This is a genomic window from Photobacterium indicum (assembly GCF_003026215.1).
Taxonomy (GTDB): domain Bacteria; phylum Pseudomonadota; class Gammaproteobacteria; order Enterobacterales; family Vibrionaceae; genus Photobacterium; species Photobacterium indicum.
Genome location: NZ_PYOC01000005.1, coordinates 25,909 through 47,274, shown reverse-complemented (window position 1 = coordinate 47,274; position 21,366 = coordinate 25,909). Strand labels below are relative to the sequence as shown.

Here is a 21,366-nt window from a genome sequence, read left to right as displayed (position 1 = left end):
CGGGGATATACCTTATTCACTAATGTTAATGCTTATACCCTTCGGTTTCATTGCAATCAAAAGCCGCAATAACAATGCACCCACAATGATTAGCAACGTTCCAGCAAAGCCGAGTAAATACCAGCCAGCTAAACCTTCATTCTCACCCAATAAGGTAAATGCACCAGCAATGGTCAGCATCATCGAGAACCACCAGCCACCAACTAAGCACCATTTCCACAGCTTCATTCCCAGCTGATATTCTTTAGCCCATTGATTTGCCCCAGCAAACACTAATATTTGCAGCGCGCCTAATCCCATCCAAAATAGCGGGTCTAATACCGTTGATTGTGGAAACATTAAAATCCCTCCCAGTTTCCGTCATATTCCCAAGTTTTGGTGACTTTTAAATAATTTTCACTACGTAACCATTCTGGTGGCTGGTGATAGCCAGCAAATCGCCCGCCATTCCAATCACCGTGATACGCTTCTGCATCGGGGTAATAAAAGAAATTATGCTGCATCGCTAGCAGCGCTTTACGTGTAGCACCAGTAGGGTCTCGCGGATCCGCTTCTTTCACCAACGCGTGTATCCAGTTGTTTTTACGTGTATAAGGACAAACTGCGATACACACACGGCAACCCATCCCTGTTTCAGTTGGCCCTTGGCGCCATAACTTCCAACAGCCATCTTGGTTGAAGGCAAACTTACGATAACCACGAACCACTGCATCTGGTTTATCGGCATGGCTAATCGATCCACTTGGGCACGAATCAGCACAAATCTTACACTCTTCACAAAAGTGCTGAACTTTAGTATTGATAGGTTTATCGGCTTCAAGATCAAGATCGGTGATCACCGCCGCTAATCGAATATTTGGCCCCAGCTCTGGCGTTAGTAAAATACCGTTGCGCGCTGCTTCCCCCATACCCGCTTGAATAGCAAGTGGTGGCACAATGATCTCGTAATCAGAACCGGGCCATTGTGGTCGCGCAGCATAGCCAAGCTCACCTAAATAAGCGGCCATCAAACCAGCTGCATTTTTTGCTCTAAAATAACCATCATACGAAGTAGAATAACCAATCGCCGCATACATTGGATCCCAGTTCATCGGCGTACCAAAAACAATGACATTTTTCCAGTGCTTGGGAATCGACTCATCCCACTCAGGCATGCCACGCATGGTATTTTTAAACACAAAATTGGGATCCATTTTAGTGATCCCGACAATGCTCATACCAAATTTAAACGCCATTTTCTTGATCAAATCAGAGGCATGTTGGGACGATTTAAATTCCTGTTGTTCCCTTTTTACCCATTGAAAATCCACTTCATCTGGATGGCCGTTTGGCTTGGGTGGGAAATCACTGTATACCCCACGCATAAACGCAGCTGAATGGGCCCAACCTAAGACAAATTGATCACGGTGCTTCTCGACATTTTGATCATGCTTCACTTTTTCACTAAAGGATTGGTACATATCATCCCAACGTTCTGGATAGCGTGAGTAATACTCTCTTATTCGTGCATCCGGAATTGTTTTCCAATCGGTCGTGGGTATCCAGCCATCTTTCATTAATGTTGAAAGCACGCCAGTACGGTGAAATAAGAAATCACTCCACTCAGGACGTACCAATTTACCTGCCACTTCTAACGTTGGCGCGCTATCAACCCGGAAAGGTTCACGATTAAAGAACATGTCTTTACCCGCTTCCGTTCGGCCATACCCCACATTGGCATCGGGATCGCGGCCAAGAGCAAAACCAGCGCCTGCCGATGCACCGACAGTGACTGCTGCAGCGGCTACGCCTCCCATCTTTAGAAAATTACGACGCGAAGGGTTATCTGCACCTTCTATTGTGCTATTTTTAGATTTCACTGTTGCTCCCCAATACTAGCTAATTACACTTACAGCAATACTATTTTGCTGTCTAATCTCATTAATTTGGTCGCGATAAGTGCTGCTATAGTGCGTTGATAGCTTGTTAAGCTCTGCCATCACACACTCAGCATCTAACCACTGCTTGGTGTGGTAATAGGTAAGAAAAAGCTGCTCAAGCAGCTCGCAGTCATGTGGGTCAAACGCCAATAGGCATTTCAAATCGGGCTCTAATACGGTCCACTGATGAGCACCAATTTGAGCTTTTATTCTTAAATGCAGCACATCGTAAGAATCAGGGGTATTACTGAGGTAATGGTTGAAGGCAGCAATGGCTTCTTCATAACGTTGACATTGAAATGCTGAAATGCCACTTAATCGAACCAGTTCCATGGATGTGATTTCATTATCAATCGATAATTGGATCCAGCGCTCCGCTTGTTCTGTATTTTTAAGCGCTAAATACGCACTGATCGCAGTGATGTAAGTCGCGACAATCGTTTTATCCAAGGTGAGCACTTTTTCACAATAATTAGCCGCTTGTTTAAATTCACTATCTTGGTAATAACAGCCCGCTAAATTTTGATAACCGCCAGATAATTCAGGTGCAAGCGCAATAACCTGTTCAAACATTTCGATTGCCGCCGCATTTTCACCGGTATAGATGTGATTAAAACCAAGGTGGTTAAAACACATGTAACTATTAGGGTTAGACTTTATCCCATCTTCAAACATTGCTCGGGCATGCTCATGATCCCCTAACTGCTGATAGATAAGTCCAGCCTTTAAACTAAAATCATCATTAGATAACTGAGTTCGAAAATGATTAATAACCGCTAGCGCAAGCTGACATAACTTAGCCGACATTAAGATGTTATAAGCGGTATCGAGCTGGTTTAGCGACAAACTTCCACGACGAATGATATCGCTAAAAAAAGCAGTGAATGCTTCATGTTCTAACCAGTCATTCTTATTTTTATCCTCACCGCTATATACAGTACTAAACTGACTTTTAATAAAGTTATATTTATAATTCAGGTTATCTTCGATATTACCCTCATATAAAAAGCCGCCAGTTTTTTCCTGAAGGTATTGATAGAGTTCTAGCCACTTTGTATCCATCATGTCGTTACGCCAAATCATTTTGAATAATGTTATGGTACGTACAAATAAAGTGGTCAAAAGGTCAAAAAATACCGTCAACCGATAGATAACCTCCCTTTCTTTTAATTATTGATAATGATCAAATTTTATTGAGCACTCTTATACCAATATATAAATCTGCTTAATTGTTTTGTTTTTACATCTCATTGATTTGATCAATTATTAGTTTATAACGACATTGCACAGACCTTCGGTACGGGCAATATGCTTTCGCTTCGCTCAGGTGAACCCAGTCTAGGATTCTGCATCCCTATCTTATTTAGCAAACCCCAGATATAAAAAAACCGCTAACAGAGTAGCGGTTTCTTTGAATATGGTGGAGTGTTCTCGGTGAGGTGGATTTGGAACAAATTCCTCTTACCACATGCGCAGATGCAAAAAGGGCGCTGATAAATCAGCGCCCTTCTCTAAATGTGGCGGAGAGATAGGGATTTATTACTCGCAAGCTCGTACCCTTCGGGCTGTTGCCTTTTCGCACCTTCGGTACGGGCAATGTGCTTTCGCTTCGCTCAGGTGAACCCAGTCTAGGCTTCTGCATCCCTATCTTATTGGGTAAACTACAGACGTAAAAAAGCCGCTAACAATGTAGCGGCTTCTTTGAATGTGGCGGAGAGATAGGGATTTGAACCCTAGAAGGGCTATAAACCCTTGCCGGTTTTCAAGACCGGTGCTTTCGACCACTCAGCCATCTCTCCAACGCGGTGAATAGTACAGACGTAGAAGCGGGCTGTAAACCCTTTCACGAACCAAGTGCACACGGCTTAAACAAAGGAAACAAAGTACAAACAAAACGCTCAAAATCACAACGGACAATAATAATCGGAGAACCCATTCTGCCTATTTTTGCCCATTTTTCGCAATATCCAAAGTATAAAGACCGGATACATACATGCACCGAAATCAGCATTATTTACGCGGCATAGTAACGCGCTAAACGCATACCACTACAACAAAAAGCTACCGCTTTATAAATGTTAGATTTCACAATTAACACTTGTACTTCTTAACTCTCCAAGCACTTAAAAAATATACCTTTTCTTTCAACACATTTGGTTATCGGCCCTTTTGCTGAGTACAAATTGAATAGAAAACGAGATTTACATCACTCTATTTAAGCAACAGCATATGTAGCATTCATAAATAGTTTGATAACAATCACCATTGGTACACATCTATTATGCCTTACCTACACTTTATTTTTGGTCTTGCTGTCGTTGCAGCCCTTGCCTTATTAGTAAGCAAAGATCGCAAAAGCATTAAACTTCGCTATATTATTCAACTTCTCGTGATTGAAATGGGTGTTGCTTATTTCTTACTGAACTCTTCAACAGGAACAGGGGTTATCGCCGAATTTGCTGGCGGTTTTAATGGCCTAATGGCGTTCGCAGCTGAAGGTACAAATTTTGTCTTTGGCGGGTTAGTCAATGAAGGTGGCTTCGATTTCTTCCTGCAAGTATTAATGCCCATTGTCTTTATTTCGGCCCTTATTGGTATTTTACAGCACATTAAAGTGCTGCCCGTGGTAATTAGTGCAATTGGCTACTTACTCTCTAAAATTAACGGCATGGGTAAGCTTGAGTCATTTAACGCCATCAGCGCATTAATGGTTGGTCAATCAGAGAACTTCATCACTTATAAAGACATTTTAGGCCGTATGTCAGAGCGCCGTATGTACACATTAGCAGCCACAGCTATGTCTACAGTATCTATGTCGATCGTCGGTTCATACATGCAGCTCATCGCTCCTAAATTTGTAGTGGCCGCATTATTTTTGAACATGTTCAGCACCTTTATCATTCTGTCGATCATTAACCCTTATGATCATGAGGCGGAAGTAAACTTTGACGATATGATGGCCGATGAATCAATTGAAAAACTTACGTTTTTCGAAATGCTCGGCGAATATATTCTAACGGGATTTAAAGTCGCGGTAATTGTCGCTGCAATGCTGATTGGTTTTATCTCACTCATAGCCATGATCAACGCAGGTTTCACCTACGCCTTCGGTATTAGCTTCCAAGATCTGATCGGTTATGCGTTCTACCCGGTTGCATGGCTAATGGGAATTCCTGCCAACGAAGCCTTGCAAGCTGGTAGCATCATGGCGACTAAGTTAGTCTCAAACGAGTTTGTGGCTATGATGGCATTACAAGACCAGTTGGGCAGCCTTTCTGCACATACAGTCGGTACAATTTCCATCTTCTTAGTATCTTTCGCTAACTTCAGCTCCATTGGCATCATTGCGGGTGCTGTTAAAGGGGTCAACGAAGAGAAAGGTAATATGGTTGCCCGCTTCGGCTTACGCTTACTGTATGGCTCGACTTTGGTTAGTATTCTATCGGCCATGATTGCCAACATCATGCTGGCTTAATTACCACTCAAAAAATCAAAAGGCCAGCATTTCTGCTGGCCTTTTCGTATCTGGCGGTAGTTACTTACAAAGAGAATATGTTCTTGAGTTATCTCATTAATTGCCAACCGAAGAAAAAACAGTCAAACAATTCATTAATCAGTCATCTAAAGAGCATAGCCAAACTGCCGATTGCCCCTTTCAAAATGCCTCGTATTTTTTTGTTACGTTGATAAAACTGTTAAGAGTAAGGAAGGATACAAACCAGAAAATCACCTGACAGGTAAGGTACCTCGAGGGTTGTCTTGCCTGTCAGTTTTTTACTCTTGGCCGATTATGGCCTCTTTATCTAAGTATTTTCCTTGCTATTGTTCTCTTATTTGATTTAGCGTTACATTTCGCTTGCAACTTGCGGATTGACTCTTCTCTTTATGATAAAAGTAATAACCGCGAGCAGAGCGATAATGCCGACTAAGAATGGTAGTATCTGCATGATCTGTCCGCTTCGGCTAAAAGTGATTGCTAGCATGATCAACCAGCCACTCAGCATCGGGATAACGGTTCGGCGAACGATATCAAAAGGTGATAGTCCCGACAGACCTGCGATCGCAATGATGACTCCTGCAATTGGCGAAATAGTCCGCCCCATACCTGCTGACAACTGAATAGGCAGGATCATATCGGCGACATTGGTACCTATTTTTTCAGCTATTTGCGGCAACATTGGCGCGAAGGAGAAGAAAGCAGCATTACCTGAACCCATAAGAGCTGAGATTGAGAAGGTCAGTACAGCCATAAACAGCACAATCACACTGGCCGTGAAGCCGGCACTGCTGGCTAGGTTTAACAGCGCCTCGATAGCTCCGATTGATTTCAGACCCATCGCAAAAGTCTGGCCCGCAATGATCAGGGTAACCACAGTGGCGAACACCTTACCCATATCATTGAAGATCACCTGCAGCTTTACAAATACTGGTTTGGCATGTTTATGACGAATGTATTCACACACCAGACCTATAAAGATGCTCAGTAAAATTGCGGTATCCATACCCACTCTAATCGTACCAACCCCCATTTTGCTGAAAGTCAGCATAAAAAACAGCGGCAACATCGGTAACAGCAAGTAATAAAGAGGAGCGTCAGTGCCTGTCACGTCACTATCACTTTGCAATTGTGCAGGCTGTTCTTCCGGATCCATTTTGCTATCAAAATAGCGCTGCACGAGAGCGTGATTGCCGGCAATGATAACAATTAGAATGCTGATCACTGGAAGCTGCTCGTTAACAAAAAAATCAGTGATATCCATTCCGGCGGTTTGTGCAGCGAGGATGGAATTGCCCGACCCTGGGCCGAACTCAATTGCACAAGTACTGGCAAGTACCGCCGCGACGGCAGCTTTACTGCAACCTAAGCGAATCAATACTGGGTAAAGTGTTGCCATCAACAATAGACCCAACCCAGTTGCACTGGAAATAAACAGCGACAATGCTTGACCTAAGATCAAGGCTAATGCCAGCATCAGATAGGGAGAGTTCAGCTTCATCAGTGGCTTTGCTGCTACCTTAACCATCACCTGGCTGGCACCGATGGCTGACATAAACATCGCAAAGCCACCGATTAGCATGATCTTAAGGCCAAGCCCCCCAGCACGGTTACTAAACGTATTCCGAATATACTCGAAAATATCAAAACCAAGCCATCCTGTTGATTTATCGACAAAAGTGGCATCATTAGTAAACACCGCGATGACCATCATGGCAATACCGGTTAAAAACAGTACTGCCTGTGGGTTGTAGTTCTTTAAAATGAGTCGGCCCGCAAAAATGAGTCCGAACAATGCTATAAGTAAGCTCATGATTATTCCTTTATTCGAAGTTACCAGTGATCAAAAGGTTATTATCAGCCAGCATGGTTTGACCCTTAGCGATCACACTGTGCAGAGTAAAGTCATCGTTAAATATACAAATATCAGCATCGTGACCAGTCTGAATACGTCCTTTGTTAATGCCAAGCGAGTCAGCTACATTAGATGTCAGCATGGCAAAGGTCTGCTCTGGTGAAATACCTTGATCGATAAGTTTTGGTAACAGCAAAAGGTTATTATCTACATCGGCAGCGGTCAGTCCGATTAGTTCACCCTGAGGGTTAAACTTAGGTAAGCTGCCGTTACCATCGGAACTAATGGTGATCTGTCTGGCCGCAATACCCGACTCTAACGCCAGTTTCACAGCATTCTCGGGCGGGGTGAAGCGGCTGCCGCCGGAGGTAATATCAATACAACCGCCACGTAAAGCGAACTCAATAGCTTCATCAAACAACCCTTCAGTTCGGGCAACATGGGTCGGTGAGAAATGGTGGATCGGTAGTCCCATATCAAGCAATTCATTAATCTGAGCAAATGGCTGCGGCAGGCTACCCATATGGGTATGTAATACTCCCCGTTTTCCCGATAACAGGCTGGCGATACGGAGGTCGGATACAATCCGTACTAGCTCCTGTGTGGTAGGAAACGAGCAGCGATGATCGGCTAGCGCGATTTTCACCCCGAGAATACGGGGAATGAAGGTAAGATCATCACGGATATTACCGGTGATGGTTTTGGTCGGCACTTCATAAGATCCAGTGTGCATAAAGGCAGTAATGCCTTCTTCTGTTAGTGCTGCTGCTTTGGCATAAAGATCTTTGGGTGAACGAGATATACCATCGGTGCCTAAAACACCAACAACTGTAGTTGTTCCTGCCTTGATCAATTTTGACAGTGTGACCTGTGGAGTTCTACTGGCAAACCCAGCTTCACCTCCTCCTCCGGTAAGATGGATATGTTGATCTATCAGTCCCGGAGCGACCATCCTCCCCCCGCAATCGATGACAGTTACATCACTCAGTCCTTTAGCATTGAGTGATTGTTCAATTGCCACAATCTTATCATTGGCAAGCAGAACATCGGTTCTGCCAATATGAACCGGGCAATAGAGGTCAGTATTTTTCAGTAGGGTAAACATAATTTCCTTTTAATCTCATTTTGGATAAATATCTCAAACCACTTGATAAAACGTGGCGGAAAATTACCGTTTTAAACGGCTTATATTCATTGCCAGACAGCATACCCATACTTTAATTGTGAGTATTTTGTTTTCTATTGCTGATTTCGAATGATAGTATGCATTCAGATCATAAAGACCAAGACACAAGGAGGATCACTTGGAATTCAAGTGGTTAGATGATTTTATGAGTCTGCGGGAACTAGGTAACTTCTCGGCAGCAGCACAAGCCAGATATGTTACTCAGTCGGCTTTCAGCCGCCGTATTCAGGCTTTGGAGGTATGGGTTGGCGTAACATTATTTGATCGGACCTCCTACCCGATAGTACTAACCGAGCACGGGAAGAAGTTTGTCCCTTATGTGGAAAGCTTGCTAGAAATGGTTAAAGTGACAAAAGATGATTTTTCTCAGGCGTCACTGAAAACAGATAAGTCCGTGCGTATTGTCTGCCTGCACTCCTTTGCGGTTAATTTACTACCTCGCCTGTTTAACCAAGCAGGACCATTATTCGAAGGACTTAATTTCGCGGTCAACCCTTCAGTGCAAGGAATAGATAATCACTTTCAGGCGCTGCTCGACAACTCAAACGATATACTTTTTACTTACAATACCAAGGGAATGCGCCCTTCATTTTTAATCGAAAATAAACTCGATCGCTGTTTAGTCTGCAAAGAAAGCATTATTCCGGTTATTTCTCCACAGTTGCTTAAACTGCACCCGAACGATCAGAACTATCCCTATCTCGCTTATTCTGAACATACTTTTTTGTTTAATGCTGTCGTACCATTAATCAAAAGGATCAAGCTTCCACTAGAACAGATCTTTGAAACAACACTTAGTGAATCACTCATTAAAATGGCTGTAAATGGATCTGGTATTGCCTGGGTGCCAATGCATACAATTGAGTATGAGTTAGAACAAGGTTTACTGGTTCAAGCATTTCCAGAGCAGCCCGAAACAGTAATTTCTCTTGACGTTGTCTGTTATCGTTCGAAGAATCCAACGCGTTCTGCTATTAATCAATTTTGGCAAGGGCTCGCTCAGATCGTCGCCCAACCTGACTGAGTACAGTTGCTGCATCTGTGTTGTGGAACTTTCGCTTCGCTCAGGTGAACCATGTCTAGGATTCTGCATCCCTATCTTATTGGGTAAACTACAGACGTAAAAAAGCCGCTAACAATGTAGCGGCTTCTTTGAATGTGGCGGAGTGTTCTGGGTGAGGCGGATTTGGAACAAATCCCTCTTGCCACATGCGCTAGACGCAAAAAGGGCGCTGATAAATCAGCGCCCTTTTCTAAATGTGGCGGAGAGATAGGGATTTGAACCCTAGAAGGGCTATAAACCCTTGCCGGTTTTCAAGACCGGTGCTTTCGACCACTCAGCCATCTCTCCAACACGGCGAATAATACGTATAACAACTGAGGCTGTAAATAGCGCACCAGCTCAACCGCTCAGGAATCCAGCAATCACATCGAACTTTTACTTTACCCTAACAAGGCACTCGATCTTTTTAAGCCAATAGCGTTAAAATTTCACATTTAACAACCATTTATTAAGACACATGCTGACCCTTTACCCTCTCTTTAGGGCAGCGTATCTATAGCTATACATCTTGATTGCAGTTTTGGCCCCACTATTTCCGACCAAAGTACAAAAATCGATGTTGAACGTATTCAATTAGCCATTCAGTAATTAGCCTAATTCCCTTGCCATTGAATTACTCATAGCATTGCTGTTTTAGCCACTGGCTTAGTATTTTTATCTCTGGTTGTTTTGCTCGGGATTTTTTATACACAAAATACAGACTATCGCCGGTTGGTAAATCATGCATCGGAATTCTAATTAAATCCTGTAGCCTATCTTGATCTGTCATAAAGTAATCATTAAGAAAGGCGATTCCTTGATGGTACTTCGCCGCTTCAGCAGCCAAAATCATATGGCTAAAATGAATCACTTTTACATCTTCTGGTAACTCAAACCCACCAAGCTCACACCATAGTCGCCAATCTTTCTTTTCAGTGCCATCTTTAAAGATTGAACGTACTGATAATAAAGGCTGCTCCCACAATGCTTCGGGTAACGACTTTCCTTGCATTTCATACCATAGTTTAGGGCTGCAAAATGGGTATAGCTGCTCTTTATATAGAAACTCACTAACAAAGTTCCGTGAAGGAGGGTAAGCAGTAACAAAGCAATCAGCCACTTGATCACTACATTCTGGCTCGTCGGCCACCATATTCAATGTAAGATCAATTTCAGGGTGCAATTGTCGTAAATTATCTAATCGAGGCACCAACCACTTTACTGCTAATGTACTATAAATCGCTAAACGGACTTTACCATCCTCACCTTCCCGTAATTTCTGACTCGCGTGCGAAATACTGATGAGGGCAGAATTGATTTCCTCTTGATAACGCTCACCGATAACAGTTAACGATAACCTTCGCCCTTGACGAATAAAGAGGTCTTCACCTAAATATTCTTCAAGTAATTTAACCTGATGGCTAACCGCACTTTGGGTAACATTTAATGCTTCAGCCGCTTTAGAAAAGCTATTAAAACGCGCAACAGATTCAAAGCATTGAACAGCACGTAACGGGGGTAATTTCATTATTAGCTCAACTAATACTAAGTTAATTTATATCATTATACTTCATCATTAAGATTCTCTATCCTCCAAAAATCACTTTCTGTGATCTATCGGTTAATCGTAAATTTTAAAGTCATTTATTCATTATTTCCGTTTCTCCATTAATCCGCCATGCCCCAAAAAAGGAGTCATGTTATGCCTAAAATATCTGTTGGTCTTGCAATGACATTGCTTATTGCCGGGAATTTGGTTGCCGTTTTTTCTGACGCATTAATTAAAACACTGGATGCCGATACTGCTATTTTTCAGTTTGTCTTTTTTAGGCAGCTGACTGCAGTTTTGATTCTTACGCCATTTTGTTTATCTACGTCGAAAAAGAGCTTTATTGATGGGCTGAAATGGCACGCATTACGGGCTCACATTTGGCTTTTTGGTGCCATTTTTATGGTTATAGCCATTAATTCATTGCCGCTAGCGACAGCAAACGCCATTTTCTATGCCGCACCGTTAATCATGTTACCGATGGCGATGATGCTTTTTAGTGAAAAGCTCACTAAACATTCTATTGCTGCAGGTATGCTCGGCTTTGCTGGCGTCTTAGTGGTTATAAGGCCAACTGAACTTAATTGGGCTGCAATGGCCGCACTCGTTGTTGCCGTTACGTTAGCTGCGAATAATTTATTAATTCGAAAACTGCCAACCCATCAAACCGTTGCTCAAACATTATTGTTAACAAACCTTGCGGGTATGCCTGCTGCATTAGGTTTAGCCTTGTGGGAAGGGCAACCTTGGGATTGGGCACCGTTATTAACCGCTGCTGGCTCAAGTGCATTTATTTTGGTTTATGCGGCAACCTGCGTGATCGCCTACCGATCGGCAGAGAGTAACAAAATTGCCAGTGCGGAATATAGCGGCTTATTAGGTGCTGTTGGTGTGGGCTTATTGTGGTTTGATGAAGTACCTGATTTAGCAATGCTAATTGGAACAGCAATGATCATATTGCCTCTGGTATGGCTTGCTCGTATTGAGAAAAAGAAGCAAAAACAACTTTTACAAACTGAATTATAAATAGGACTTATCTTAATGACTGCTTTTCTACTTTCTCAGATAATTATTGGGTTCGCAGCCTTTTTTGATCTTTTATCTTTTCAGTTCAAAGAAAGAAAAAAAATCATTGTATGCTTCGTTTTTGCAGTCATTTTAATTGCTATTCATTTTGCATTATTAGAACAATGGACAGCAGCAGGGTTAATGGCTCTTGCGGCGGTTCGATATATCACAAGCCTTTTTACGACATCTAGACAAATGGTAGTGCTATTCTCTATAAGCTCGCTTGTTGTTACATATTTTACTTATGCCGGATTTATTAGCCTAATCAGCTGCACTGCGTCTCTTTTTCAAAATGCCGCTGCCTTTTCTAAAGAAGATAAACAGTTGCGTCAGTTTATGATTCTCGCGACCAGTTGTTGGATTGTGCATAACATTATTATTGGCTCCCCCACTGCTGTTCTACTGGAGTTACTTTTTATTACCAGTAATTTAGTAGGCTATTACCGTTACTACGTTAAAACCCCAAAAGAAATAGCGGAAGCATAAAATTCAGCGTGTAACAGAAAATAACTCGTGCTTATTTATCTTTCAACATTACAGAGGAACTCTGCTATGGTTGTTCTCGTCAGGGCGAATTAAACATAAAATCAATCTCTTGATATAAAAATAATGATGGCCCCTCAACGAAACTCGATAAATTGCTCTTTAGGAATGGAATAATGAAGAAAGTATGCTCAATGCTTGCGGGAATGCTAGTCAGTGTTCTACTTGCAGGCTGTACAACGAATGAAAATTACAGACCACCGGATGATCTCGAAAGCAAAGTAAGAGCTGAGCAACGTAAAGAAGAAGCTAACTGCATGCTGAATGGTTCTGCTAACTGTTTTTAATACAAAAAACAAAGATCCAAACATAAAAAAGCCCTGATGAAGAATATTCATCAGGGCTTTTTTATGGCTATGTCTGAATAAGCTGTTACGGCATGCGCGGCTTTGTTGAGTCATAGCGAAACTTTTTTGTTTCTGGTTGATGATTTACTCGGGGATTAAGACTGTGTCAATAACATGGATAACCCCGTTGCTGGCATTGAGATCACCGGCAATGACTTTAGCACCGTTGATTGCCACGCCATCCTCGCCGTTTCCGATTTGTACTGTTCCTCCCTGAACGGTTTCAGGCAGTTTCAGCTTGCTGATTTCTTCTGAGGTGAAAGCCCCGATCAGGATATGGTATTTGAGCATGGCCTGCAGTTGATCTTTGTTTTCTGGCTTGAGCAGGTCAGCCAGAGTGCCGGCCGGAAGCTTTGCAAAAGCGTCATCGGTTGGTGCTAGGAGAGTAAAGGGTCCCTTACCTTCGAGAGTGCCAGTCAGGCCAGATGCCCGGAGCGCCATAACCAGAGTCTGGAAGTCATCGTTGGTGGCCGCGACCTCGACCAGGTTTATCTTCTCGCCTTTCTTATAAGATGCTACCTCCAAACTGGACAAGGTAACGGGGATTAAGACTGTGTCAATAACATGGATAACCCCGTTGCTGGCATTGAGATCACTGGCAATGACTTTAGCACCGTTGATTGTCACGCCATCCTCGCCGTTTTCGATTTGTACTGTTTCTCCCTGAACGGTTTCAGGCAGTTTCAGCTTGCTGACTTCTTCTGAGGTGATAGCCCCGATCAGGATATGGTATTTGAGCACGGCCTGCAGTTGTTCTTTGTTTTCTGGCTTGAGCAGGCCAGCCAGAGTGCCGGCCGGGAGCTTTGCAAAAGCGTCATCAGTTGGTGCCAGGAGAGTAAAGGGTCCCTTACCTTCGAGAGTGCCAGTCAGGCCGGATGCCCGGAGCGCCATGACCAGGGTCTGGAAGTCATCGTTGGTGGCCGCGACCTCGACCAGGTTTATCTTCTCGCCTTTCTTATAGGCTGCTACCGCCAAACTGGACAAGGTAAAAAGGAATAAGGCACTTAGTAAATAAGCAAAAAAGCGTTGGGGTATTTTCATTAGTGAATCCTCTGGGTCTGTTTTGGTGCCATACAGAAGTTCTAATACGTATGAGAAAACAGTGTAGTTAGCAGAGGGAAAAGAGTTGTCTTATAAAAGAAACTTTGGTTGTTGATAAAAAATGGACAGCTCAGCCCCCCTAACCCTGAAGACTTATCTGTTTAGGAGCAGTTTTACGCGCTTCTAGCCTGACTATGTCTGAAAATCAGTGCATTTATCCTTCAGCATTACTTTGCGACAAAAACAAATTTCGTAACTTGATTAACGGCTACTATATGGTTCCTACACTTCCGGCTTTGTTGAATCACTCAGATAACGCTAAATTATTCCATTAGCACTGAGTTCAGTTATCATAACCAGCCTTTCATTCCGGTTAGCTGTTTAACACATGCCTTACAAACACAATGACGCCAAACGCCATCATTTTAAGATGCATACCTACGCCTTAACTAACTATCGGGAGTATAACTAGGCTCTCAGGTAACGTGGTCGGTTCGATATTTGGATATCTGAAGATATCATCAAACATTGGCAGCATGACGTTCGGATTTATGACGGTACTGGCTCTTCTGTGAAGTATCCTGACATTTCTTCGGTAGAGGTTTCGCTGCTTTCAAGGGAATGATGAAGTCGTGGCTAGGCGATAGCATATTAAGCTTTTGTAATAATGGAATATATTCTTGTTCATTCATGAGAGTAAACCATTGCAGTTCTTCACACATAAATTAAGTATGAACGACCAACAACAGTTTGCTCAGACATAACCTTTTTTATTCATTCAACCTAACTTTGCATTATTGCCGTTTTTCACACCAATCATAGCCTGATATTGTATAAGCATTAGTTATCCATTCGATTAGGCCACACCATGAAACCTTGGTTCAAGTTCATCCCACTGATTATGCTTGCTAGTTACTTCTTTTATTATGATGTTATTGATCCAATGGATAAAAATGCACCTAGTACACAAACAACGATTTCAGCATCACAAAATACAGAACAATGATATTTACCTTCAATTACGAAGATACACGCAATAAGAACTCAATAAATAGCAACAAATAGAAACTCTTAACTACATGCAGAGTTACAAACGCTTAATGATTCTGCATCACATGGACAATCTTACGTTTCAATTTTGTCCATACCTGTAGCACATTGATAGTGGTACGCTATACTCAATAAATGATTCGAAAATCAAAATTCTAATACTCGCTGTATTGAAAACTTCTTCCAAATCACATACCTCCAGTGTATATAGTATGTGATTTGGTTTTTTCACTTCCTTCTTTCTACTTCTTAGATTACTTTCTAGTCCCTTGATTCAACTTCTCAGCCTTACATCCAAATGAGAACTATGTGCATTTACAAATGATATGAGTATAATCATCATACAAATTTGGTTAGGGTTATTATTATGTCAACCATTCGAGTATTGCTTTCTACTTCAACAAACCCTTGGTTTAACTTAGCCGTTGAAGACAGTATCTTCCGGTCTATGTCCAACAAGCAACGTGTTCTCTTTCTATGGCGAAATGCTGATAGTGTTGTTATAGGGCGCGCTCAGAATCCATGGAAAGAATGTAATACAAGAAAGATGGAGCAAAATGGCATTACACTTGCTCGCCGTCAAAGCGGTGGCGGTGCCGTTTTTCATGACTTAGGTAATACCAACTTTACGTTCATGGCTGGTAAACCAGAATATGATAAAACAGTGTCTACAAATATTGTATTAAACGCGTTGAAGACATTGCATGTAAAGGGTAAATCAACCGGACGAAATGATCTGGTTATTGAAGATAGCGAAGGGGAACGGAAATTCTCTGGTTCTGCATACCGTGAAACGATGGATAGAGGTTTTCACCATGGAACACTATTACTGAATGCCTATTTAGGACGCTTAGCCAATTATTTAAACCCTGATCCTAAAAAGCTTAAAGCTAAAGGCATCAAATCAGTTCGCTCTCGAGTGACTAATTTAAACGAGATAAATCCTGAGATTAACCATGACAATGTATGCGGCGCGATAATAGATGCCTTCTTCCACCATTACGGTAAAAGAGTAGAACCAGAATATATATCTCCAGAATCATTACCTGAACTGCCCAATTTTACAGAAAAATTTGAACATCAAAGTAGCTGGCAATGGAATTTTGGTAACACGCCAGAATTCATGCATACATTAAGCGAACGCTTTTCATGGGGGGGAATTGAATTACATCTCGATATAAAAAAGGCACATATAGTCAAAGCAAAAATCTTCACAGATAGCCTTACCCCTGCCCCGCTAGAAACCTTAACCGAGGCGCTTATCGACCAACCGTATAAGATTAATACCTTCAACAAAATAATTAACAAGACCGCAGAGGCTTTCCCTGAAAATGCCAAAGAATTAGCTGAACTACAAGTATGGCTTACAACTGCTATTTCGTAGGTTTCAAGACAATCAATACAATTATACCCAAGCTAGCTGGGTATAATTACATGTCCCATTCAACGATATGACCTTCATCATAAACACCATCACTGTATGCGGGCGTATAGTTGATAAAGATATTGTTTTTCGCAATGGGAACATGCTCAGAAATCGTATTAGCTATAAGTTCCAACATTGCCATAATTTGTTGTTCAGTATTGAAATTAGGGGCAATTAAATCAACGAGTAATGGATGCGTATTGATTCCTTGAACCTCTGCCACTTTTCCTGCATGAGAGTAATGTCCTTTCAATAAGTATTCCCACGACACCATAATATGATGGCTCTCAATGCCTGTTGCATCAGTTACTGCTTGCGATAAATTACAAACTACTAATGAAATATCAACGTCACCCTCAAATGGTAACGACTTTATTCTAATCAATGGCATAAAATTCATCCCTCTCGCATACCGTTTGAATATACGCTTAATAACAATATTAATTATAGAGAAGTGTAATAAAAGCTTGTCGCTTTTTGCCGTATCAAAAACGAGAAAATCATAAATAAGTACAATAATAAAAACATAAATAGCAAAAAAGCCCATCTAGGTTATCTCTAAATGGGCTTTTTTACACAATACACTATAAAAGTTAAATCATTAACATTCTAATTTTTAGGCTTTTCATCACGGCATTCATCTTCACCGCAACATGGGTTAACCACCCTTTCAGCACAGTTATACGGTTCAATGTGAATAATCACATCAACCACTTCATCAAGCTGTTCAAGAATATGGCTTTTAAAATCTTCCGTGATTTCGTGAGCCTTATCTACGCTCATTTCCGGATCTACCAATAAATGAAAATCAAGCAAAATGCTGCTACCAGTACGGCGACTTCTAATTGCATGAACTTCACGAATATCACTGTTCTCTGCTGCATATTGCTGAATTTTATTTTCAATATCACTATCTGCTTCAGCTTCTGTGATTTCCATAATCGCTGGCCATAAGATTTCAAAAGCAGCTTTTAAAATCATTGCTGTTACTAATAAAGCGGCTACTTGATCAAGATAATGTAAATCAGGCACAAAGTAGTTTGCAATAACCGCAATAGCAACAGGAAGTGAGCTCAATGCATCCGAACGGTGATGCCAAGCGTTGGCATGCAGGGCTCGGCTGTTAATTTTCTTGGCTTGAATAACTGTCCAACGGTACAGTATTTCTTTAACCAGAATAGAAGCAATCGCAGCACCAAAGGCAAGCAGGCCTGGATTGGTTTTTGCTTCGTTTCCGATAGAGTTAATTGAATCCCAACCTATGCCGATACCAACTATCGCTAGGATCACACCAATAAAAATATTAGTTAGAGTCTCAAAACGTCCATGCCCATAGGGGTGTTCTTTGTCTGCCGGAGCAGTCCAATACCTTGAACCGATTAAGATTGCGGTGTCTGTTACTAAGTCAGAAAAACTATGAACGCCATCGGCAATCAAAGCTTGGCTACCTGTAATCTTACCTATAGTAATTTTTAACAAGGCTAACGCAACGTTAGCTATCGATCCGACCCATGTGGCTTTACGGATCAATTTTAGTGGCACATCAGACATACTTTTAACTCAAAACTGCTTATACACAAAAGATCTAGAGATATTTATCATATCCGATTTACAATTTTATTTCTCATTGAGGATATACCAAGTTACCTTAAAGTGACTTGGGCATATGCTTTGATGGTTCGTAACAATCGCATGAAACTAAATGATCGTTAACCATGCCAGTCGCTTGCATCAGCGCATAACATATAGTCTCACCAATAAACTTAAAACCTTTTTTCTTCAAGAACTTGCTCATTGCTTTTGATTGCTCTGTTATCGCTGGCACTTGCTCTTGTTTTGTCCATGTATTAATTACGGGGATACCATTAACAAACTGCCACAATGCCGCAGATAAACTGCCGTATTCTTGTTGTAATGCAAATGCTGCCTCTGCATTGCTAAATACTGAGCGAATCTTATTACGGTGTTTAATGACGTCATAGTTACTAATAATGTCATCAATATGGGACTCATCGTCATGGATTTCTGCTAATTGTTTAACTTCAATTAATGTTTTTAAATCATAATGCTTAAATGCTTCTCGGTATGCCTCACGTCGCTTCAATATGGTGTACCAACTTAGTCCAGCTTGCGCCCCTTCTAAAGTGATAAATTCAAACAAGTACTGATCATCAAAATTAGGCTTACCCCACTCTTTATCATGATATTCACGCTCGATAGGGTGATTTAATGCCCAAGCACACGTTCGCTTATCCGAAATCGTATCCATTTATGTTTCCATCTATTTATTTAAATTTTAGGGCGTGTTGAAAATTACATAACAACGCGACTCGCTATTAAGCATATACCCAAGCTACCTCAAGATGCAGGATTCAGAGTGTTCTCAGCGTATCTAATTCAAGGAAAATGTGTGTAGGAATGGCATTCCCTTTCAAACACATTTGACACAGAAGTAGATACGCTGAATCACTCCCGAAGGGCGAGTTTTGTTGGGCTCTATGCGGTGTTACTTATTTTCAACGTAGAACGACTAGGTCTATAAATAAGTGCCTTGCCTAGAGTCCAACAAATTCTCGCTGAAACGAGCACCTTGAGGTAACTTGGGTATAAACCCACGATACAAACATCCACCATTCAAATGGAATCAAGTTAACAATAACTACTCGTGATTCTTCTTTGACCTTTGTTGTTCTTATGTATAATGCAGATGATAATAATTTTCATTACGATCAACAGGAGCAAGGATACTCATGCCGCAATCAGGTGCACCTTCACCCCGTCAACCCGTTCGCCCTTTCTTGGTATCGGTCAAACACGTTACTGATATTACGCCCGCACTGCGTCGTATTTGCTTTACCAACCCCTTATTAGCAAATTATCCCGATGTTAGCGGTGGCGCACATATCAAAATCATGATGGCGCACGGTGATCAAACAGTGCCTGTGCTCCCAACGTTGACCGATAAAGGACCACGCTGGTTAATACCAGAAGAAAAGCCGCTAATCCGTACTTTCAGTGTACGAGCTTTTCGTCGAGACACCTGCGAAATCGACATTGATTTTGCTCTACATGCTGATAGCGGTCCAGCAACCCGTTTTGCGCAACGGGCACAAGAAGGCGATGTGCTCGCGATTTCAGGTCCAGGGGGGCCACACCCAATGCTACAGCCGGCAAAGCATTATTACATGGCTGGCGATCTGACGGCCTTGCCTGCCATCAGTGCGATGATTGAAGACATGCCAGCAGACAGTACTGGTTACATTGCACTTTTAGTGCCCCACTCTCATGCCATTCAAGATCTACCCGTGCCAGACAAAGTCACGGTCACCTGGGTGATTGGTAGCCCAGTCGACAGTAACAAACTTACAGTGCCTTTCCTACAACAAGACATGAAAGACACAAACAGCTATTTTTGGTTTGGAGGCGAAGAAAATATCGTAGTGCCATTGCGTAACCACGTTCGCCGTAACATGGATGTCGCCCGAACCGATATTTATGCCGTGCCTTATTGGCGCAATGGCAAAGATGAAGATGCATACCACCAGAACCGCCATACCGTTATGGATAGCTAACGGGCAAGAGGCTAATTCAAAGCTGAAATGAAAAGTCTAAGGCAAGCCGTTTCACCGTAAAAAGTACCCAAGAAAAAACATAATAAAAAGAAAAACAACAAGAAGAACACCATCACGCAAAAAGGCGTGAGAGCGATGTCATTATATTAATGACAAAGAAGGAATTTAACATGGTTATTCACCCGTCAGTGATGAGAACGACGACATGGCGTCGACTACCTTCACCAGCTGAACTACTCAGTGACTACCCGTGCACGGTCGACACTGAACACCACATCATGGCGTCACGTCATCTTGTGAAGGATATTTTACACGGCAAGGATGATCGGCTTTTGGTCGTGATCGGTCCATGCTCTATCCATGACCCGGATGCAGCATTGGCGTATGCAAAGCAGCTTAAACCACTGACCGAACAGTTTAGTGACCACTTACATATTGTAATGCGAACCTATTTCGAAAAGCCCCGTACAACAACTGGCTGGAAAGGCTTAATATTCGACCCACACCTAGACAACAGTAATGATCTTATCTCTGGGCTAACAACTGCACGTCAGTTAGTGCTCGCTATCAATGAACTTGGGGTGCCAACTTCGACCGAATTTTTAGATAACACCAGCTTTTTATATTTGGCCGACCTGATGAGCTGGGGAGCCATTGGCGCTCGTACCACTGAATCACAAGTTCACCGACAATTAACCTCGGGGTTACCCTGTCCCATCGGTTTCAAAAACGGCACCGACGGCAATATTCGTATTGCGACAGATGCGATTATGTCGAGCAAAGCCCCTCATTTATATACTGTCACGGGACATGACGGGCATTTATATGCAGTAGAAAGTACAGGCAATGCCGATTGCCATATCATCTTGCGTGGCGGGCAAGAACCCAATTATAGTCCAAGTCATATTCGGGCTGCCAGCGAGGCGCTATGCCAAGCCAAGTTACCGGTCAGTATCATGGTGGATTGCAGTCATGGGAACAGTCAGAAACGCCATAAAAACCAACTTGTTGTCGCACAATCGTTATCCGATCAGCTGTCTCTGGGCGAACAAGCAATCACGGCAGTTATGGTGGAAAGTTTCTTTGAGGAAGGTAATCAAGCGATCAGTGCCAATATGACCTACGGGCAATCGGTAACGGATGCCTGCATCAACTGGAGCGATACAGAACTATTACTTAACCAATTTGCCGATGCGGTTGCGGCCCGTCGTGCACTGTACCAATCGGTTTCGCCAGTTGCCATGAATGGCTAACCGCTAGAGTGTAGACTCA

The 21,366-nt window shown here is 42.3% G+C and carries 18 protein-coding genes, 2 tRNA genes and 2 pseudogenes; 9 read left to right on the top strand and 13 right to left on the bottom strand.

The features are described 5' to 3' along the window. Positions 1–12: 12 nt before the first annotated feature. The 4 genes from C9J47_RS14775 to C9J47_RS14760 all read right to left on the bottom strand — a co-directional run bounded on the left by C9J47_RS14775 (position 13) and on the right by C9J47_RS14760 (position 3,718). Positions 13–339, bottom strand: coding sequence for a hypothetical protein (locus C9J47_RS14775; RefSeq protein WP_107254203.1), 327 nt, complete (start codon positions 337–339; stop codon positions 13–15). Next, a complete protein-coding gene (locus C9J47_RS14770) occupies positions 339–1,859 on the bottom strand; it encodes a 4Fe-4S dicluster domain-containing protein (protein ID WP_107254202.1) in 1,521 nt (506 codons plus the stop codon). The genes C9J47_RS14775 and C9J47_RS14770 overlap by 1 nt, the downstream gene beginning before the upstream one ends. Positions 1,860–1,874: 15 nt before the next feature. Continuing rightward, entirely contained in the window at positions 1,875–2,984 is a 1,110-nt protein-coding gene (locus C9J47_RS14765) for a tetratricopeptide repeat protein (protein ID WP_170107517.1), read from the bottom strand. A 643-nt stretch (positions 2,985–3,627) separates the two neighbouring features. Next, a tRNA-Ser gene (locus C9J47_RS14760) sits at positions 3,628–3,718 on the bottom strand. Positions 3,719–4,200: 482 nt separating this feature from the next. On the opposite strand from C9J47_RS14760, the gene C9J47_RS14755 reads away from it, so the two are divergent. Beyond that, positions 4,201–5,394: a NupC/NupG family nucleoside CNT transporter gene (locus tag C9J47_RS14755; protein ID WP_107254200.1), complete on the top strand. Its 1,194-nt coding sequence runs from the start codon at positions 4,201–4,203 to the stop codon at positions 5,392–5,394. Between the two features lie 370 nt (positions 5,395–5,764). Here C9J47_RS14755 and dcuC read toward each other — a convergent pair whose 3' ends face one another. Then, positions 5,765–7,228 (bottom strand): C4-dicarboxylate transporter DcuC, encoded by a 1,464-nt coding sequence (gene dcuC / locus C9J47_RS14750; protein ID WP_107254199.1) that lies wholly within the window; start codon positions 7,226–7,228, stop codon positions 5,765–5,767. A 10-nt stretch (positions 7,229–7,238) separates the two neighbouring features. Beyond that, on the bottom strand, positions 7,239–8,375 hold the full coding sequence (gene iadA / locus C9J47_RS14745; RefSeq protein ID WP_107254198.1) for a beta-aspartyl-peptidase: 1,137 nt from the start codon (positions 8,373–8,375) through the stop codon (positions 7,239–7,241). Positions 8,376–8,574: 199 nt separating this feature from the next. Here iadA and C9J47_RS14740 point away from each other — a divergent pair, with 199 nt between their 5' ends. Continuing rightward, the gene (locus C9J47_RS14740; protein ID WP_107254197.1) at positions 8,575–9,480 is read left to right on the top strand and encodes a LysR family transcriptional regulator; all 906 of its coding nucleotides are present in this window, start codon (positions 8,575–8,577) and stop codon (positions 9,478–9,480) included. A gap of 236 nt (positions 9,481–9,716) precedes the next feature. On the opposite strand, the gene C9J47_RS14735 is transcribed toward C9J47_RS14740, so the two are convergent. Both C9J47_RS14735 and C9J47_RS14730 read right to left on the bottom strand, forming a co-directional pair. Further along, a tRNA-Ser gene (locus C9J47_RS14735) sits at positions 9,717–9,807 on the bottom strand. 325 nt (positions 9,808–10,132) lie between these two features. Then, positions 10,133–11,026 carry a LysR family transcriptional regulator gene (locus C9J47_RS14730; protein WP_107254196.1) on the bottom strand — a complete coding sequence of 298 codons (894 nt, stop codon included), beginning with the start codon at positions 11,024–11,026 and terminating at the stop codon, positions 10,133–10,135. A 174-nt stretch (positions 11,027–11,200) separates the two neighbouring features. Between C9J47_RS14730 and C9J47_RS14725 the strand changes: the two genes are divergently transcribed. The 3 genes from C9J47_RS14725 to C9J47_RS27130 all read left to right on the top strand — a co-directional run bounded on the left by C9J47_RS14725 (position 11,201) and on the right by C9J47_RS27130 (position 12,945). Beyond that, positions 11,201–12,073 carry a DMT family transporter gene (locus tag C9J47_RS14725; protein WP_107254195.1) on the top strand — a complete coding sequence of 291 codons (873 nt, stop codon included), beginning with the start codon at positions 11,201–11,203 and terminating at the stop codon, positions 12,071–12,073. A gap of 15 nt (positions 12,074–12,088) precedes the next feature. Further along, positions 12,089–12,601, top strand: coding sequence for a YgjV family protein (locus C9J47_RS14720; protein ID WP_107254194.1), 513 nt, complete (start codon positions 12,089–12,091; stop codon positions 12,599–12,601). A gap of 173 nt (positions 12,602–12,774) precedes the next feature. Beyond that, entirely contained in the window at positions 12,775–12,945 is a 171-nt protein-coding gene (locus C9J47_RS27130; protein ID WP_170107516.1) for a hypothetical protein, read from the top strand. Positions 12,946–13,089: 144 nt separating this feature from the next. Here the strand turns inward: C9J47_RS27130 and C9J47_RS27615 are convergent. After that, positions 13,090–13,452, bottom strand: a pseudogene (locus tag C9J47_RS27615) (fasciclin domain-containing protein); the annotation flags it as partial. A gap of 93 nt (positions 13,453–13,545) precedes the next feature. Next, positions 13,546–14,046: pseudogene (locus tag C9J47_RS27610) on the bottom strand (fasciclin domain-containing protein); the annotation flags it as partial. A gap of 868 nt (positions 14,047–14,914) precedes the next feature. On the opposite strand from C9J47_RS27610, the gene C9J47_RS27125 reads away from it, so the two are divergent. Together C9J47_RS27125 and lplA are read left to right on the top strand one after the other, a co-directional pair. Beyond that, positions 14,915–15,052: a hypothetical protein gene (locus C9J47_RS27125; protein ID WP_170107515.1), complete on the top strand. Its 138-nt coding sequence runs from the start codon at positions 14,915–14,917 to the stop codon at positions 15,050–15,052. Positions 15,053–15,463: 411 nt separating this feature from the next. After that, on the top strand, positions 15,464–16,480 hold the full coding sequence (gene lplA / locus C9J47_RS14705; protein WP_107254192.1) for a lipoate--protein ligase: 1,017 nt from the start codon (positions 15,464–15,466) through the stop codon (positions 16,478–16,480). A 46-nt stretch (positions 16,481–16,526) separates the two neighbouring features. Here the strand turns inward: lplA and C9J47_RS14700 are convergent, their stop codons facing one another. The 3 genes from C9J47_RS14700 to C9J47_RS14690 all read right to left on the bottom strand — a co-directional run bounded on the left by C9J47_RS14700 (position 16,527) and on the right by C9J47_RS14690 (position 18,791). After that, the gene (locus tag C9J47_RS14700) at positions 16,527–16,913 is read right to left on the bottom strand and encodes a tautomerase family protein (RefSeq protein WP_107254411.1); all 387 of its coding nucleotides are present in this window, start codon (positions 16,911–16,913) and stop codon (positions 16,527–16,529) included. A 218-nt stretch (positions 16,914–17,131) separates the two neighbouring features. Next, the gene (locus tag C9J47_RS14695; protein ID WP_107254191.1) at positions 17,132–18,073 is read right to left on the bottom strand and encodes a cation diffusion facilitator family transporter; all 942 of its coding nucleotides are present in this window, start codon (positions 18,071–18,073) and stop codon (positions 17,132–17,134) included. Positions 18,074–18,170: 97 nt separating this feature from the next. Further along, positions 18,171–18,791, bottom strand: coding sequence for a DNA-3-methyladenine glycosylase I (locus tag C9J47_RS14690; protein WP_107254190.1), 621 nt, complete (start codon positions 18,789–18,791; stop codon positions 18,171–18,173). Between the two features lie 481 nt (positions 18,792–19,272). On the opposite strand from C9J47_RS14690, the gene C9J47_RS14685 reads away from it, so the two are divergent. Together C9J47_RS14685 and C9J47_RS14680 are read left to right on the top strand one after the other, a co-directional pair. Beyond that, positions 19,273–20,094, top strand: coding sequence for a siderophore-interacting protein (locus tag C9J47_RS14685; RefSeq protein WP_107254189.1), 822 nt, complete (start codon positions 19,273–19,275; stop codon positions 20,092–20,094). A gap of 170 nt (positions 20,095–20,264) precedes the next feature. Beyond that, on the top strand, positions 20,265–21,347 hold the full coding sequence (locus C9J47_RS14680) for a 3-deoxy-7-phosphoheptulonate synthase (protein WP_107254188.1): 1,083 nt from the start codon (positions 20,265–20,267) through the stop codon (positions 21,345–21,347). The last annotated feature ends 19 nt before the right edge of the window (positions 21,348–21,366 follow it).